13 protein-coding genes and 2 pseudogenes are annotated in these 16,441 nt (G+C 46.7%); 1 reads left to right on the forward strand and 14 read right to left on the reverse strand.

The window, feature by feature from the left end; translation table 11 throughout:
- Positions 1-47 precede the first annotated feature (47 nt).
- From M5J74_RS20410 to M5J74_RS20465, 11 genes and pseudogenes are all read right to left on the reverse strand, one after another.
- Positions 48-800, reverse strand: coding sequence for an SDR family oxidoreductase (locus M5J74_RS20410; RefSeq protein ID WP_250013003.1), 753 nt, complete (start codon positions 798-800; stop codon positions 48-50).
- A gap of 222 nt (positions 801-1,022) precedes the next feature.
- Positions 1,023-1,415 carry a RidA family protein gene (locus tag M5J74_RS20415; RefSeq protein WP_041463302.1) on the reverse strand — a complete coding sequence of 131 codons (393 nt, stop codon included), beginning with the start codon at positions 1,413-1,415 and terminating at the stop codon, positions 1,023-1,025.
- Positions 1,416-1,515: 100 nt separating this feature from the next.
- Positions 1,516-1,698 (reverse strand): annotated as a pseudogene (locus tag M5J74_RS20420) (SDR family oxidoreductase); the annotation flags it as partial.
- 196 nt (positions 1,699-1,894) lie between these two features.
- Positions 1,895-2,353 (reverse strand): VOC family protein, encoded by a 459-nt coding sequence (locus M5J74_RS20425; protein WP_015155865.1) that lies wholly within the window; start codon positions 2,351-2,353, stop codon positions 1,895-1,897.
- 43 nt (positions 2,354-2,396) lie between these two features.
- Entirely contained in the window at positions 2,397-2,591 is a 195-nt protein-coding gene (locus M5J74_RS20430; RefSeq protein WP_250013005.1) for a BBE domain-containing protein, read from the reverse strand.
- The gene (locus M5J74_RS20435; RefSeq protein ID WP_250013006.1) at positions 2,569-4,131 is read right to left on the reverse strand and encodes a GMC family oxidoreductase; all 1,563 of its coding nucleotides are present in this window, start codon (positions 4,129-4,131) and stop codon (positions 2,569-2,571) included. Before M5J74_RS20435 ends, M5J74_RS20430 begins: the two co-directional genes overlap by 23 nt.
- Before the next feature lie 73 nt (positions 4,132-4,204).
- The gene (locus tag M5J74_RS20440; RefSeq protein ID WP_015155867.1) at positions 4,205-4,933 is read right to left on the reverse strand and encodes an alpha/beta fold hydrolase; all 729 of its coding nucleotides are present in this window, start codon (positions 4,931-4,933) and stop codon (positions 4,205-4,207) included.
- Between the two features lie 89 nt (positions 4,934-5,022).
- Positions 5,023-5,622: an ester cyclase gene (locus M5J74_RS20445; RefSeq protein WP_250013007.1), complete on the reverse strand. Its 600-nt coding sequence runs from the start codon at positions 5,620-5,622 to the stop codon at positions 5,023-5,025.
- 76 nt (positions 5,623-5,698) lie between these two features.
- Positions 5,699-5,899: pseudogene (locus tag M5J74_RS33575) on the reverse strand (SDR family NAD(P)-dependent oxidoreductase); the annotation flags it as partial.
- Positions 5,900-5,997: 98 nt separating this feature from the next.
- The gene (locus M5J74_RS20460; protein ID WP_371934063.1) at positions 5,998-6,726 is read right to left on the reverse strand and encodes an alpha/beta fold hydrolase; all 729 of its coding nucleotides are present in this window, start codon (positions 6,724-6,726) and stop codon (positions 5,998-6,000) included.
- A 204-nt stretch (positions 6,727-6,930) separates the two neighbouring features.
- Entirely contained in the window at positions 6,931-7,899 is a 969-nt protein-coding gene (locus tag M5J74_RS20465) for a zinc-dependent alcohol dehydrogenase family protein (protein ID WP_371934064.1), read from the reverse strand.
- 124 nt (positions 7,900-8,023) lie between these two features.
- Here M5J74_RS20465 and M5J74_RS20470 point away from each other — a divergent pair, with 124 nt between their 5' ends.
- Positions 8,024-8,374, forward strand: a complete 351-nt coding sequence (locus M5J74_RS20470; RefSeq protein ID WP_015155872.1) for a helix-turn-helix domain-containing protein — start codon at positions 8,024-8,026, stop codon at positions 8,372-8,374.
- A gap of 355 nt (positions 8,375-8,729) precedes the next feature.
- On the opposite strand, the gene M5J74_RS20475 is transcribed toward M5J74_RS20470, so the two are convergent.
- The 3 genes from M5J74_RS20475 to M5J74_RS20485 form a co-directional block, all read right to left on the reverse strand.
- Positions 8,730-9,287, reverse strand: a complete 558-nt coding sequence (locus M5J74_RS20475; RefSeq protein ID WP_106219005.1) for a DsbA family protein — start codon at positions 9,285-9,287, stop codon at positions 8,730-8,732.
- Positions 9,288-9,509: 222 nt separating this feature from the next.
- Positions 9,510-10,139 (reverse strand): response regulator transcription factor, encoded by a 630-nt coding sequence (locus M5J74_RS20480; protein ID WP_250013012.1) that lies wholly within the window; start codon positions 10,137-10,139, stop codon positions 9,510-9,512.
- A gap of 7 nt (positions 10,140-10,146) precedes the next feature.
- A complete protein-coding gene (locus M5J74_RS20485; protein ID WP_250013013.1) occupies positions 10,147-16,434 on the reverse strand; it encodes an AAA family ATPase in 6,288 nt (2,095 codons plus the stop codon).
- Between the last annotated feature and the right edge of the window lie 7 nt (positions 16,435-16,441).

A 16,441-nucleotide genomic window follows, 5' to 3' on the forward strand; every position in this document is an offset into this window, starting at 1 on the left:
ATGCTGAATTTGAATTGCTAGCTGACCGCTCTGGACACAGCACCCTCTTAGATTTGTGTGAAGCCACCATCGACGAATAGCTCAATGCCGCTGACATAGCTGCTGTCATCTGAAGCTAGAAAAACAACGGCTTTGGCGATCTCGTCGGGCGCACCAGCTCGTCCCAATGGAATGTTGTTAGCTTGGCTCTCCACAAATTCTTTCAACTGCGCTTCACTGAGGCCCAGGAGATTGTAACCGGGAGTCGGAATGAGACCAGGGCTAATGGCATTCACTCGAATCTGGCGGTCTTTGAGGTCAACTGTCCAGGTACGGGCAAACGATCGCACGGCGGCTTTGGTGGCACCATACACACTGAAGGCTGGGGTGCCCTTGATGGAAGCAGTTGAGGCATTCAGGACAATGGAAGCGCCCTCTGGCATCAGTGGCAGTGCCTTCTGCACAGTAAACAGTAGACCCTTGACATTGGTGTTGAAGGTTTTGTCAAAGTGTTCTTCGGTGATCGATCCGAGCGGGACGAATTCGCCACCACCGGCATTCGCAAAGATTATATCCAAGTGACCTTGCTCTTGCTCGATCGTGGCGTAAAGCCGATCGAGGTCTGCCAGATTGGAGACATTGCCCTGAATGCCAGTCACGTTCTTACCAATTTCGTTTATAGCAGCATCAAGTTCAGTCTGACGACGACCCGTGATAAAGACATAGGCACCTTCAGCGACAAATCGCTTGGCAGTAGCAAGCCCGATGCCGCTGGTGCCGCCAGTGACGAGTGCAACTTTTCCTGAGAGTTTTTGTGACATAGTGTTTTCCTGGGTATGTGATTATTACTAATGCGATCTCCAAATCGGCAATTTACTTACCAATAAGCCCGCGAATCGTTTCGCCCTGATGACAAATGCCGAACGGACAGACATTCATTGGCTGGCCCAGCACCGACCATCTCACGATTCGCGAGGACGGTTCGCGCCGGGCTGGTCGAGTGCAGTGTCGGGTTATCCCGTCGCCCGCTCCGCCTGATGAATTCAGCCTGGAATACGGGCGATGACCTTGATCTCGAAGTCGAACCCCCCGAGCCAGTTGACGCCGATCGCCGTCCAATTCGGATAAGGCGCTTCCGGGAAGACTTCGCTTTTAACGGTCATGACCGTGCCGAATTGATTCTCGGGATCGGTATGAAATGTCGTCACGTCGACGATATCGTCAAGCCCGCATCCACCCGCTTGCAGGGTCGCCTCGAGATTGGCGAATGCCAGGCGAACCTGAGCCTCAAAGTCGGGCTCGGGCGAGCCATCGCTGCGACTACCGACCTGACCGGACACGAACAGGAGGTCACCTGATCTGATCGCTGCGGAATAGGTCTGCGACGTGTAGAGGTCATGCCGACCGGCGGGGAAAACGGCGTCACGCTGGACCATATGGAATGCTCCTGTTGTGGGTCGCTGGAAATCTGAGAGTTTTTGTGACATAGTGTTCTCCTGGTTGTGTTTAGGGATTACAAGTTTGATTACGTCTCGTTCAAGCGGCAAAGCCGCCATCAATTTTGAGGCTCGCGCCCGTGACAAAAGTGGCTTCAGGACTGGCGGCGAGATAAGATACCATGCTAGCCACCTCGTCACCCTGTCCATAGCGACCGAGGGCAGTCATCTTGGTCTGCCCTGCGGCAGAGTCTCCATCTATGGGATTCATATCGGTGTCGATCGCCACTTGGTCGCAACGTTTCGCACTGCCGATCGACTACTGCGCTACATACCCACCCTCTAACATCAATGTTTCACCTGTATTGATGTATGAACGACAATGATTTCTTGAACGATAGATGAAAGAATTCTCACCTGTCCGCCCTAATCAGTTTGTTATGTAGCAGCAACTGTTGGGATCTATTTCATTAATGAATTCATAATGGGGTGACAAACTCGATCGGATTGCCGTTATTGTCTTGAATCACACAGAGCCGAATACCCGGATCGGGATAGCTTCCGAGTTCGACAAATGTTTTCACACCCCGTCGATTTAATTCAGCAAGAACTGCATCGACATCTCGAACTCGAAAACAAAAATGTCCGATGCCTGTTGTCCTTAATCCTTCACCAAAATTAGTCGCGATCGGCATTCCTGATTGTGACTGAGTAGAGCCAATAATTTCGAGGCGAAAGCCATATACACTGAGATAAGCCAATTTCAGATCTGGGAAAACGCCTACTGTCCATTCATGTTCGATCGTCGCATCTAGCTTTTCTTGATACCACTGAAGCGTTTCCTCATAGTTCGGTACATTCAAGCAAACACGATCGATTTGCATCGAACTCAGAGGATTTGAGCCTAGAGTTGAAGATGTTTGAGTTAAAATTGTCATTTGAATCTCCTGTAATTGTGAATGTTCTAGATACCTCAGAGTCTTACCGTGTGAGCGAATGGGGTGCGAGATGTCCGATCGTCGATCGAAACACATCATCTGGATCGTATTTCTGCTTAAGATCGAGCAACCGCTCATAGTTCGACCCGAAGGCAAGCCGATCGCGCTCCTGTTCCTGCTCCGAAAGGAGATTGATGTATCCCTCTCTCAAAGCATCATTGAGGTAATTTTGTTCCAACTTTTATCAAATCGGCAGCCTTTTCTCCAATCATAATTGCCGATGCATTTGTGTTTCCTGCGATCATAGTTGGCATAATCGATGCATCAACAACTCGTAACCCTTCAATCCCCCGTACCTTGAGTTGAGGATCGACAACCGCCATCCGATCGATACCCATTTTGCACGTCCCAACAGGATGCCATCCCGTACCGCACGTTTGCCGAATATAATCTTCGATTGCTTTGTCGCTCTGCACAGAACTTCCTGGAGCAATTTCCTCTCCCCGAAACTCATTAAATGCATCGGAGTACACAATTTGACGCAAAATTTTAAATCCTTCAACCATCAGTTGCATGTCAGATTCTTTCTGAAGATAGTTGACCCGAATCAATGGTGGGTCGAAGGGGGAGGAGGAACGCAGTCTCACGCTACCACGACTTTTGGGACGGGTGATGTAAAAGGGAAGGGTGAATGCCGGACCTTCACGTGCATACGCAGGATCGACATATAAAATCGGAACAATTGTAAATTGCAAATTAGGTGCCTCATCTAAATTATTGTTGGTATGTATAAATAACCCAGCTTCTCCCCCATTACTACTTGGCGCAACGGGCACGTCAGTAGTAGACTGGTAGGCAATAACGGCAAGCGGGTGATCTTGAAGATTCTGTCCGACACCCGGCAAATCAACAACCACAGGAATGCCAGAAGCCCGCAGATGTTCAGCAGGTCCAATTCCAGAAAGCATTAGCAGCTTGGGGGACTCGAAGGCACCAGCACTCAAAATAACTTCGGAGTTGTTCCTAACTTGATACTCCTTTCCATTTTGGACATACGTTACCCCTACCGCGCGCTTTCCCTCAAAGAGTAAACGAGTCACCAATGCTCCTGTTTGAATGGTCAAGTTGGGGCGATCTTTAATCGGACGCAGAAATGCCACTGCTGTACTTTGGCGCTTGCCATCTTTCACGGTCACTTGGTAAAGTCCTGCACCTTCCTGCTGTACACCATTAAAGTCGGGATTTTGCTCATAGCCCTGTGCGATCGCAGCTTCCACAAAGCGTTGCGACACTTTTGCAGGAGAGAGTGGATCTGTGATGCTAAGGGGTCCATCAACCCCGTGAAATAACGATGCTCCCCGCTGCTGGTTTTCCGATTTCTTGAAGTAAGGCAAAACATCCTGATAACTCCAACCAGTATTACCTAATGCTTGCCAGCTATCGTAGTCACGTTCATTGCCTCGGATATAAATCATGCCATTAATCGAACTGCTGCCGCCCAAGACTTTACCGCGTGAAGATAAAATTTTGCGGTTATTTAAGTAAGGTTCCCCTTCAGTTAAGTATGCCCAGTCCACTTCCGAGCCTAAGAGTGTAGTAGGCCACAAGTTCGGAACTTGAATTTCTGGCTTGGTATCAGGACCACCCGCTTCGAGCAGCAATACTTTAGTATTAGGGTCTTCTGTAAGACGGTTGGCAACAACGCAGCCTGCTGAACCAGCGCCAATCACAATATAGTCATATTGAGCCATTTCATGTTTCATACATGTAGTTGTCATGATTTCTCCTTTTCAGGTAATTGTTTGTTGAATGATGGCGACATTAGTGGGTTGGCGATCGCAAATTCTGCTGCTAGTCGCGCCCTGCCACAATAATCTTTTCGGCTAAACCGACTGGGTTAGAAAACATGACCTCATGACTACCGGGCATTTGTACAAGCCGAAATAGCCCCAAGCGGTTAGACATTCTCGGATGCCAACCCCACTGTTCGCCTTGAGGGAGGACATTATCTTCTGTACAGTAGAGGTAACTTTTAGGAATGGGCAGCGAGTAAAACTGCTTCAGGTCTAATTTGTCAATCCACGGTTGATACGGTTCAGGGGATAATCGTGCGTAACTGGATCGAGCCAGTTCGAGGTCAGCATCATTGAGAAGCGCTTCTCGCCAAAGCTCAAACGGCATCACCATCGTCCGATCGTCCGATTCTCTAGCTAGAGAGTCAAATAACGCTTGATAATGCGGCGGAAGGCTATCTCTGAGGCTTTCTCCATCATTGAGGACAAAAGCATCTAAGAAGATCAGTCGTCTAATGCGATCGGGAATCGCTTCAGCAACTTTCGCAATGATTGTTCCGGCAAAACTATGACCTAAGAGAACAATATCGGTTAAGTCTTTGCCAACAATGGAATCGACGATCGATTGCGTACATTGAGCATGGTTAACGTTTTTATCTACGCTTTTACCATGTCCGGCGATCGTGGGAGCAAAAGCTTGATGTCCTTGCGCTTGTAAATGTTTAATGACAGTTTCCCAAGCAGAACCATCGTGCCATGCGCCGTGAACTAAGACAAAAGTTAACATTGAATGATTCCCCAACAATATATGTAGGAGCTAGCAATCAGAAACGCGCCGAGTCCTGATTGCAGGTTTGGGCGTTTGTGTGCTGACTCCTACACTGAGTCGCGATCGCTGGCACGATCGATTAGTGCGTTTGAGGGCAAGCTCGGGTCGAGTACCTTACGCGCACTGTCAACCCCTACAACGGGTAGCGTACTAGGATCGAGCAAGCCGAGTTGAACCAATACGCTCGCCTGATCCCAGTAGATGTGTTCGTGGGCTAGCTTGTCGCCACGGAACTGAACGATCGCTACCAATGCCACTTCAACCCGTTTAAGAGTCGGAGCAATGCCAGGTAGCATCCAGTCCATTCGGATGGTATGAGTGAACTTAACCAGCATTTCATCGACAAGCCGATCGGTTCCAATCGTGCGCGAGATTGGGATTAGCTCCATGTCTGGCGGTATTTGTGGAATGCCGTATTTGGAATAAAACTCGCGCAGTGCTGGTTTCCCTACTCCCCCAGTCATTACCGGAATGTCATTAACATAAGCATCCTCAACCATCGTGGCAAGAGCATCTTCAACGTTGTGAGTGCCAAACTCGTGTCGCAGATGCTCATCCCAGAGTTCTTGCAAAGACTCCTGGGCTGGTGTCAGGTTGCTAGTTGCCTTTCCATTTGCTTGTTCGTCTACAGATTGCTGTTTGACCATGATTGGATTCTCCTAGTTCTATCTGTTTAAGGTGTATTGAGTTCCAAGGCTCGACTTCTTTCAAATTCTTACTTACAATCATTGCTTCAACATCGGCTTCTTTCGTGACATTTGCTTGCACAAAAATCGCCTCTCCGCCAGCTTCCTGAATCAATCGAACGGTTTCTTCACCTTCATCCATTCAACGACCCACCACCACCACCTTTGCTTGTGATTGGGCATAAGCGATCGCGGCTGCACGACCAATTCCTGAAGTTCCTCCAGTGACTAACGCCACTACCCTGAAGTATCATTGTGTTTCTCCTTCTGTCAATGCCATTAGATTCAAGTACTAATTAGAGAAGATGCTTGTAGCCAGATGCATTTACGCCTCGTCTATGGCGCGGTTGCAGCACGATCGATGAGCTTGGCAACGGCATCTGAATGGGAAACCATCACGACATGGGACGCGCCATTCACAACAACGGTTTCCTTTGAGTTAGCGCGCTTCGCCATGAAAGACAGTGCCGCTGGAGGAATGTTCAAGTCGCGATCGCCATAAATAAACCAGGACGGGGTAGATTTCCATGCGGGCGCACCGGAGGCTTCGTTCAGGGCAGCTTCTGTAATCGGGCGCTGGGTGCTAGCCATCAGTTGCGCGTCGCTAGCGGGCACATCCGCAGCAAACTGGGCGTGGAACTTGTCCTGCTGAATGTAGAGGTCTTTACCACCATCGGTTAGTTCAACTGGTGGCGCGAGTTTTGGTCCGAGCGTGCTGCCCGGATAACGTCCTGAGAGTTCAATGGCAGTTTCGCCCGCATCAGGAGCGAAGCCAGCAACGTAGACCAGTGCCTTTACATTCTTGTTGCCGTTGACCGCATTGGTGATGACTGCGCCTCCGTAGGAATGCCCAACTAGCACAATGGAACCCTTGATATCCTTAAGGGTACTGGCGACATAAGCTGCATCGCTCTTGACACCGCGCAGGGGATTAGCCACAGCAACCGTCGGGTAGCCTTTGGCGATCAGCTTGGTCAAGACATCGTTCCAACTGGAAGAATCGGCGAATGCGCCGTGGACGAGGACGATCGTGGGCTTGTTAACTTGTGCATTTGCAGTACTCATGATAGCTCCTAGAGAAGTGATGGTAAGAGTTCCTAAAAAGAGAGTGACAATCAGAAGCAGGCGGATGCTGTTCCTGAAGTTAAGCATGTTCATAGTGCGATCTCCTGGTGAAGGCGGTAGTCACAAGGTATTTGCGAATGTTTGAAGTTGTGCTACTTGGGGCTATTTTTCAGGTGACGATTTAAAGCGATCGGTGAGGACAGTCTAACTTTTGGTAAATTCCAGCACAATTTTCCCTTGCGTCCCCCCCCGCTCTAGACGCTGATGTGCTTGAATTATCCGATCCCAAGGCAGCGTTGAATCAACGATGGGGCGAAGCTGAGTGCGCTCGATTAGTTTTGTCAAAGCATCTAATTTTGCTCGGTACTGTGGCGTGAGAACAAAATGGATAGTCAGATTCTTGCCCCATGCTTCGATGAGTGATTGCGGCGTTTGAGTGTCTACAATACTCACAAGCCTGCCAAATGGGCGAATAATTTCTGGGCTACGCTGGATTGTTTGCCCACCGATCGTATCCAAAACTAAATCAACACCTAGCTCATCTGTTTCCCGATCAATAACTTCCGCGTAATCTTCGTTCTTGTAATCAATGGCTCGATCTGCACCAAGTTTTTTGACAAAATCGAGATTTTTAGAACTGCATGTTGTAAAAACATAGGCTCCCATCGCTTTTGCAAGTTGAATCGCCATTGAACCAACGCCACCAGCACCCGCATGAATTAGAACTGATTCCCCAACTTGAAGATTGCCCCTCGTCACTAGACAATCCCAAGCCGTTCCTCCTGCGAGAGGAAAACACGCTGCTTCAATGTGCGACAAGTTAGAAGGCTTAAGCGCAACAATCCCTGCATCAGCAACATGATATTGAGCATAGCTGCCAGATTCTCCAAAAATCTGCGGCGAGTAATAAACTTCGTTTCCTACCTCAAAGTCTGTCACTGACTCTCCAACTGTCTCAATAACCCCTGAAATGTCAACTCCGATAATTGCTGGTAATCGAACCAAGTCTTTGTAATCACCACGGCGAGTCTGATAATCAACTGGATTGATCGATGTCGCACACACCCTTACTAGAACCTGATTAGGTTTTGGTATTGGCTTGGGCACAGTTTGAATCTCAAAACTCTCAGCACCACCAAATGTTGTCAGTACGGCTGCTTTCATACATTCCATCTCTGCTAACCATCCTTGCTTTATAATCAACGGTAAAGGTATTTCGATACCATTCAACGTAAATGGTTCTCTCTTGTCCCGCAAGTCAGCACCATCTAGTAAGGTAGTTACTGTTCAGTCGCAAATGCAGTTATCACAATCCCGTAACTTGCCAAAAAAAATCCCTGCTTCTCAACCAACTGTGGCTCATATCGTAGAGCATACTCTTGGTTGTAAATGGATGCTGGAGGTTTTACGCTTAATTCGTCAAGGTATCAACCGCCCAGGAGCAATGACTCGTGCAACTGAGGGATTGACCACTAAGGTTTTGAATGAGCGATTAGTAGATCTCGTAAACTTTGGTATTGTTGAGAAAGTTGCTTATCCAGAAATTCCGCCCCGCGTGGAATATAAGTTGACTGCCTTTGGCTCTCGGTTCGTTGAAATTCTGGATATGATTGACGATCTAGAAGAATATTGCCAAAGTCGCCTCTAGAGCATTGGGATAGATAGTAGTTTATGTGCAAGTTAAAGCGCAGCCCAACAACCGCGCTGCACCGGAACGCTTCAATATGGTCGGTTGAGTTGCAAAGGTTGTCTGCGAAGGCGTGAGCGCGAACGTTATCAGCTTGTACTGGATAAGCAAGTTTTCAGCAACTGGGCAACTTCTTGCGCGATCGCGTGGCAGGGTATGATTCACCGAGGAGTCGCGAAGAGAATCAGTCTGAGGTGTACCTTCATGCTCGGAATCATTTCTGCTTTGTACTAGTAAATGCGTCATAGAACTACCCTCAATGAAATAACAAAACTGCTTTCGTCTATTCCTAACGTTGATGAGTTATGAAAAGAGCTTAGTGACTTGCAGCAACAATGGCTGCTATCAACTCTGTTATTCTCCAGCGTCCGGTATATCGAATGTTATTGATAAATAGGACTGGAGCAGCCGTTATTCCACTTTTGCATCCACTTTCGATATCTTCATTGATGCGATTGACATGCACTTGTTTGTGCAAGTCTTTGAGAAACTGAGGAATATCAAGCCCTAAATCATTAGCGTACTCGACAAGATAACCATTCTCCAACTTTTGTTGATGAGCAAATAAAGTGTCGTGCATTGACCAAAACTGTCCCTGGGTGGCGGCGGCTTGGGCGGCTTGGGCTGCCCGTTGAGCTTGGGGATGAATCTGTGCTTGCGGAAAATGACGGAAGATAAAGCATAAATAATCCTCTCCAAAAGAAGCACTAAGCTCTCGTTCGATCGCTTTAATCAGCTTGTAAACGTCCGCACTTCTAGAGCATTGATAGTCTCCATACATCACCAGCACGACCTTGGCACTCAGCACACCTTGCATCCAATCTTGGGTTGAAGGTGGTACAAGTAAGGAACTGTGGCTACGATCGTCGTTCATTTTTTTACATCTGCATCAAACATGGAACCTTGCAATTGACTTGCATGGGTTCATCGATCGCATAACTGTTTGCATAGATTCAATATAGGAGATCGCTTTCAAGCTGTCGTCTATAGCAAGTTAAAATTTTTACAGTACAAATTGATAGAGCAACCATGCCATCGTGGAGTAGAAGGCTGGTTATAACTCAAGTTAGAATCTCAATTCGATCGAAAGTACATCCTATAAATTAACAATGCCGCGTTTAACGGCAACAATTACAGCTTGGGTACGATCGCTGACATCCAATTTATTCAAAATCCGATTGATATGAGATTTAACCGTGCCTTCACCGATACTCAAAGCCGCCGCAATCTCGGCATTACTCATCCCCTGTGCCAGTGAGCGGAGTACTTCTAGTTCTCTTTCACTCAGTTCTGGATTGCTGAGGCGTTGAACCAACTTTGCTCCCACGTCGGGCGGAATATACTTCTGACCCCGATGAACGGTGCGAATGGCATTCAGAAGCTCGTCAGGTTCAGTTTCTTTCAGTAGATAGCCTTTTGCACCTGCCTGCAATCCCCGATAAATATCTTCGTCACTATCATACGTGGTTAGTACAATAATCCGAGCAGATTTAGCAGTAGCGCAAATTGCACCGATGGCGGCAACTCCTTCCACTTCAGGCATTCGCAGATCCATCAGCGTGACATCCGGTTGGTGTTCCTCAAATAGCGCGATCGCTTGTTCCCCATTTTCGGCTTGTGCAATCACCTGCATATCTGGGTCACGATTAATAATCGTGGCTAATCCTTGCCGAAAAATGGCGTGATCGTCCGCAATTAGAACCCGAATGGTTGTGGCTTGGCTCATCGTGACGCTACTCCCGATTGACGGTGACAATAATTTCTGTTCCTTGCCCAGGTTGACTCCTAATCGTTAGTTGTGCGCCGATGCGCTCTGCCCGTTCGCTCATGCCTAGTAAGCCAAAACCCTCAGAGGATGGAATACTCCCAACTCCAAAGCCCTGTCCATTGTCTCTCACGCGCAAGCAAAACCGATCGCGATCGTAGACTAGCTCCACTCGAATTTCGTCAGCATTGGCGTGTCTGATCGCATTGGTTAATGCTTCCTGTCCAATCCGCAGTAGGTTACTCTCTACTTCAGTAGGGAGAGAATACACTGCACCCTCGATCTCATAATATAAAGTGGTATCAGTTGCGGCAGCTCTGGTTTGAGCGACGAGACGATGTAGAGCGCTCTGTAAACTGCCCGACTCCAAAAGCTGAGGACGGAGCGCTATCACGGATCGCCGCGCTTCACTTAGTCCAGTTCGCGCCAATTCTTTGATCAGATCCAGGTGTGCCCCAGTTGCTTCTAAATCGTCCGTTAGCACTTGGTTTGCGGCTCCTACCTGAGCCAGAATGCCTGTAAACGCCTGAGCAAGTGTGTCGTGAATTTCGCGTGCCATGCGGTTACGTTCTTCTAAAATCGAGGCGGCTTCTGCTTGCTTTTGCAGCGTAATATCTCGCGCCAGCCAAATCACCTGTTCGTGCTGAATCGGGGCAATGCGAGCCGAAAACCAGATTTCTCGCCCAGCAAAGCAGTGACTGTATTCAACGGTGAGGACTTGTTGGGTTCTCAGCACCTGCTGAATGTGATTCAGGAATTCATCGGCTTGTTCTTTGGCAAAAAGTTGATGCAGCGTTTTGCCAGTACACTCCTCTCCATAGGATGGATTTCCTTTGATTGTGCAGAGCAATTGCCCTTCAGCATTGAAGATACATAGCGGATCGGGAATGGCTGAAACGATCGCCCGCAGTTCTGCTTCAGAGTCTCGCAACGCGGCTTCTGCTTGTTTGAGATCGCTAATATCCGCAACCACCCCTTCGACGTATCCATCGGCTGCATTCAGATAAGAAGAGGTAAGTCCCCAGAAAACTGTCCCATCTCGTTTTCGCAGTTGTGCTTCATAGCTTCGCAGTTCCCCATCCCGCTTCATCAACTCATGGGCTTGTTGGCGATCGCTGGGATTTACAAAATAGTCGATGCTGTGTTCTAGCCCAACGATCTCCTCTGGTGAATCAAAGCCCAATAGGTTGGCAAGGCGTTGGTTGGCATTGAGAATTAATCCATCCGAGATGCGGTTTCGGAAGATGCCAACCTGTGAGTTTTCAAAGATATTGCGAAACTTGGCTTCACTTCTCCGTAACGCTGCGGTTCGTTGGGCAACCTGTTGTTCTAAAGTCCGGTTGTAATCGGCTAGTAATTTCTCGGCTTGTTTGCGCTCGGTAATGTCTTGAAAAGCTGCGATCGCATAAGCTATATTGCCCCGTTCGTCATAAACTGGCGTTCCCCATGCTTCAACTGGAATTGTGGTGTTGTTTTGGTGGATTTCTACATCATCAACTCTAGTACGTTCACCACTCAACGCCCGCACAATCGGCAGTTTCTCAGTTGGATATTTTCGCTTGGTTCCCGCCAGATAAGTTTGATAAACTTCTGCAAGTCGATCCGGTGTTAGGGAAGGATCGATCCCCTTACCCAATAGCTGAGTTGCCTGCTGATTAAAGTAGTAGGGGCGACCTGCCGCATTCAATACTCCAATGCCCACCGGAACCGCTTCTAGAAATTGTTTCATTCTACTCTCGCCTTCACGTAGTTTTGAGTAGAGCTTGGCATTTTCAATAGCGATCGCCGCCTGGGTAGATAACAGATTCAGAACTTGCGTTCGCGTAGCGTCTCCGAAGGAGACTCGCTCGGGTGTAAATGTTCCAGCCGCTAATTGATTTTCTAAATACAATACACCTACTAGCTTAGCTTGATTGAGTAGTGGCAAACAGAAAATAGATTTGGTTTGGTTGCGTTGAATGTATGACTCATTGATAAAAGCTCCTTCACCAATCGCATTGTTTAAAATGACAGTTTCATGGCTACGAATTACATAATTAATAATTGATTCAGGCAAGCAATCTATAATTGGAACGGATTGCAGCACTTGCGTAATATAGGCATTCTCACCATCACCATCATTTAGTTGACCAGTCGCTTCAATTACCCACTCTCCTGAGTTTTCTAGAATTAAATATCCGGTTTGTGCGCCAGCATTCTGAATTAAGATTTGCATTAAGGAACGCAGCAAATGCTCTAGTTCAATTTCACGAGCAATCGCTTGTGAAGCTTTCATTATCGCCGCTAAATCTAAAGCAGTATCCGAGCGATTAGAGCTAGTTTCAGAAGTGGTAGATACTGACGTGAGAGTTACCTTAGACAACTGAGAAAAAAATTGCGGATAGCGATTTTCCAAATCTTTAACTTTAGCTTTTGCACCCCAGCGATCGTAGCAGTAATGGGCTTCTTTCATGTATGTTTGGGCAATTTTTTCCCGACCTCGTGCTAAATAATGTTTAGCCGTCAATTCATAAGCTAGTGCTTCTTCTTGGATCAACTCATTTTCAGAAGCACCCGATATAGCGCGTTCATAAAACTCTTCAGCCTCAAAAAATTGCCCTAAGACTCGCGCTTTTTCTGCCTCGACCAGATAAAACTTATGTAGATAATTCATTGGAGCATGTTCTGCCCATTTCTGCATCTTTTCTTGGTTGGCGTTAACACTACTTAGCCAAGCTGCTTTTTGAGAGCTTGAAGCATCAAGCGGTAGGCTCAAAAGCGCTAGAGAATGATACAAACAGAATAAAGGCAAAACCTTTATTGCTGTCACCTCTTCAAAGTGTTGCCTTGCCAAAACAGCGGTTTGTACAGCTTGATGATATTCTCCAAATAGATAACACAGTATAATTTTGTATAAATAAAAGCGGCTAATTCCAGTTCCATCTTTAACTGCAATAGCGTGTGATAACGCCTGCTCTTCATCACATACACTACCCATTAAACAGCTGGGATTTTCAGACCTATCTAACAAATTAAGAATTGTCTGCCACAACATTGCAATCCAATGCGAGGGGCTTTCTCGTCTAATTTCACCGATCGCTTTGCTGTAGTTTGCTGTTTTTTGTTCTAGTTGGGTGAGTGACTCACCAGCAAAAAACGAGTTATAGCATACGTTATAGGCAGCATAACCAGCAAATTCAAAGTCTCCAGTTTCCACTCCACTTTGATAGGCATCAGCCAGCATCGGTATTGTGTTCCTAAGATGCACCTTCCAGTGCATGATATGGGCACCCGAAAACATTAATGCTTTAGCCTTTCCTTTTTGGGTATTCAATCGTTCTGCCAAACCCAGAGCCATTTTGCCGAACTTATAACCGAGTTCAATGTCTTGAACAACTCCACATAGAATAAACCCGTAGACAGCATAATACAGTGATGACCAGATAGCATTACCATAGTTGATTGATAAATTTACCGCTTTGCAAGTAATCAGTATCACCAGTGCTGGTGACACGATAAATGCAGCAGCCCCTATATTCGCTAGGATTGACATTGCTGCTAGCGGTTCTGGTGCAGTCATCTCTGGTAAATTAATCAAGTCTTCGATTTCTCGTTCAGCGAGTAGTGCAGCCGTTGACTCCAATTCCCTTTGAATATCTACCTGACTTGGATTTTCTATTAAATCTATTCCCAGGAGCTTTAACACTTCCGAGCCAATTTTTAGTGCTGATTTCAGGTTGCCCTGTGACAAATATCTCTGAATTCTGCTATCGTAAACCTGCACTTTGTCGATCGCTGTCTTGGCGCGGATGAGTACCACTTCTACGAATTGTTCCATCTCATCGAAGCAGCCATGAAGATACGCTGCTCCTGCTGCTTGGGAGTACAACGCTAAAGTTAGGTCATACTCATTCTGCCAACTATCTGTATCTAAGAGTTTAAGCCCTGTTTTGAAATACTTAAGAGCTGCTTCATAAGCCGTTGCTGCCTTTGCTTTCTGTCCTGCCATTAAATTCAATCTGGCAATTTCAGTTCGTTCTGGTTGAGCAGTGACTAGCTCAATTCCCCGATCTAGATGATCGATAATTTCAAATAGCCGTTCCGACAGTTGCTCTGGTGAAGTTTTTTCGAGTAAATTACGTCCGATCTGCAAATGAACAACTTGTTTGTGCGACTCATCAATTAAGGCATAAGCAGCTTGCTGTACCCGATCGTGCAAAAACTTGTAGTCTTGAACTAACAAGTTTTCGTCTAATTCAGATAGAGGTTGAATTAATCCAGCATCTATTGCAGCTAGTAAATCTAGAGAAATTATTTTCGGCGATTTTTCACAAGCGATCGCTAACGTTTCTAAATCAAATTCAGCTCCAACACAAGCGGCTAAGCGGAGAATTTGCCGTGTTTCTTCTGGCAATTTCTTCAACTGGAGCAGCAGCAGTTCTACCACATTATCGGTTATATTTCGGGCTTGAATTTGAGCAATATTCCACTGCCAGCTTAAGTGTTCCGCGTTAAAGGTCAGAAGATTTTCGCTATACAGCATTCGCAAAAACTCACCAACAAAGAAAGGGTTGCCCTCGGTTTTACGTAACACTAATTGGGCTAAATCGCGAACAGTGTCAGGATTACGATCTAGCGTCTCGGCAATCAATTGATTCAACGATTCCAACGCTAAGGGTGCTAAGGTAATCTCCTGAAGCACTGCCCCTTGTTTTCGCAATTCTAAGAGCGTCAAGACTAGTGGATGCGTTGGATGCACTTCATTATCTCGATAGGCTCCAATCAAAAATAGGAATTGTGTCTGTTCGTCAAGTAATAATAGCTCGATTAACTTTAGCGTGGCTGAGTCGATCCACTGCAAATCGTCTAAGAAAATTACTAGGGGATGCTCCTTGTCACAAAACACCCGCACAAATTTTTGAAACGTTAGATTGAAGCGATTTTGAGCTTCAGTTGCTCCAACGGACGGTACGGGTGGCTGCTTGCCAATAATTAGCTCAACTTCTGGGATTGCATCAATAATAATTTGTCCGTTGCTGCCCAATGCCGCAAGTAAATGCGATCGCCATTGTTGCACTTGCTCATCCGGTTCCCCCAGAAGTTGCTGCACCAATTTTTGCAGGGCATCGACAATTGCACTGTAGGGAATATTGCGCTCAAACTGGTCAAATTTGCCCCAGATAAAATAGCCGTGCTTTGCCGTGATGGGTTTATAAAGTTCCTGCACTAATGCTGTTTTGCCAACTCCAGAATAGCCAGAGATTAGCATCATTTCGACTTTGAACTGAGCATTGTCTTCATTCCCCCTGACGGCTACTCTATCAAACGCCGATAATAATGCTCCAATCTGGGCTTCTCGTCCATACAGTTTTTGGGGAATGTGAAACTGCCCCGAAATATCTTGAAGACCTAAAGAGATGCGATCGATTTGACCGCTTTGTTCTAGTTGCTGGGCGCAGGTTTCTAGATCCGCCTTAATTCCCCAGGCACTCCCATAGCGATCTTCCGCATTTTTCGCCATCAATTTCATGATGATATCTGAGACTTGTTTGGGGATCGCTGCATTCAATTTGTGAGGCGGAACGGGTAATTTGGCAATATGGCAATGGACTAGCTCCAAGATGTCTGTTGTCGGGAAAGGTAGCTGTCCGGTTAAAAATTCGTAGAATGTCACGCCCAGCGAGTAAAAATCAGTGCGGTAATCGAGCCAACGATTCATCCGCCCCGTTTGCTCAGGAGAAATGTAGGCAAGTGTACCTTCTAATACATGAGGACTTTTGAAGCTTGGATTGGTGCGGTTAAACTGGGTGGCAATACCGAAATCAATGATTTTTACCACACCCGTATCTGGATTGAAAACGATGTTGCCAGGATTGATATCTTTGTGGATGATATTAGCGTGATGAATTCTGCCCAGAATCTCTGTAATGTCAATAGCTAATCGCAAGAAACTGGCTAAGGGCATGGGACAGAATTCTTCTGGACGCTGCTGCATCCATCTCTCGATAGATTCTCCCCCAAAATCTTCTAAGAGAATCGCGATCGTGCGTTGATAGTCTTGCTGGCTGTATGCTTTGACAACTCCAGAGAGATTCAGGGAGCGGGTAATTTCATATTCCTGTTTGTAGCGAGTTAATTCTTGAGCAGAGGGGTAATCTTGCTTCAGCAGTTTGACGACGATCGCTTGCCCGTCTTGCTCTCTAATGCCGCGATACACAACAGATGCCGCACTCTCATAGATTTTGCTATTGATGGCGACTCCAGGTAGGGCAATCATACAATCT

The sequence above is a fragment of the Chroococcidiopsis sp. CCNUC1 genome, from assembly GCF_023546805.1.
Taxonomy (GTDB): domain Bacteria; phylum Cyanobacteriota; class Cyanobacteriia; order Cyanobacteriales; family Chroococcidiopsidaceae; genus Chroococcidiopsis; species Chroococcidiopsis thermalis.

Bases quoted from the DNA above. Each gene is read 5' to 3' on its own strand.
- M5J74_RS20410 (WP_250013003.1), bottom strand. From the start codon at position 800: ATGTCACAAAAACTCTCAGGAAAAGTTGCACTCGTCACTGGCGGCACC.
- M5J74_RS20415 (WP_041463302.1), bottom strand. From the start codon at position 1,415: ATGGTCCAGCGTGACGCCGTTTTCCCCGCCGGTCGGCATGACCTCTAC.
- M5J74_RS20425 (WP_015155865.1), bottom strand. From the start codon at position 2,353: ATGACAATTTTAACTCAAACATCTTCAACTCTAGGCTCAAATCCTCTG.
- M5J74_RS20435 (WP_250013006.1), bottom strand. From the start codon at position 4,131: ATGACAACTACATGTATGAAACATGAAATGGCTCAATATGACTATATT.
- M5J74_RS20440 (WP_015155867.1), bottom strand. From the start codon at position 4,933: ATGTTAACTTTTGTCTTAGTTCACGGCGCATGGCACGATGGTTCTGCT.
- M5J74_RS20445 (WP_250013007.1), bottom strand. From the start codon at position 5,622: ATGGTCAAACAGCAATCTGTAGACGAACAAGCAAATGGAAAGGCAACT.
- M5J74_RS20460 (WP_371934063.1), bottom strand. From the start codon at position 6,726: ATGAGTACTGCAAATGCACAAGTTAACAAGCCCACGATCGTCCTCGTC.
- M5J74_RS20465 (WP_371934064.1), bottom strand. From the start codon at position 7,899: ATGGAATGTATGAAAGCAGCCGTACTGACAACATTTGGTGGTGCTGAG.
- M5J74_RS20470 (WP_015155872.1), top strand. From the start codon at position 8,024: ATGCAGTTATCACAATCCCGTAACTTGCCAAAAAAAATCCCTGCTTCT.
- M5J74_RS20475 (WP_106219005.1), bottom strand. From the start codon at position 9,287: ATGAACGACGATCGTAGCCACAGTTCCTTACTTGTACCACCTTCAACC.
- M5J74_RS20480 (WP_250013012.1), bottom strand. From the start codon at position 10,139: ATGAGCCAAGCCACAACCATTCGGGTTCTAATTGCGGACGATCACGCC.
- M5J74_RS20485 (WP_250013013.1), bottom strand. From the start codon at position 16,434: ATGATTGCCCTACCTGGAGTCGCCATCAATAGCAAAATCTATGAGAGT.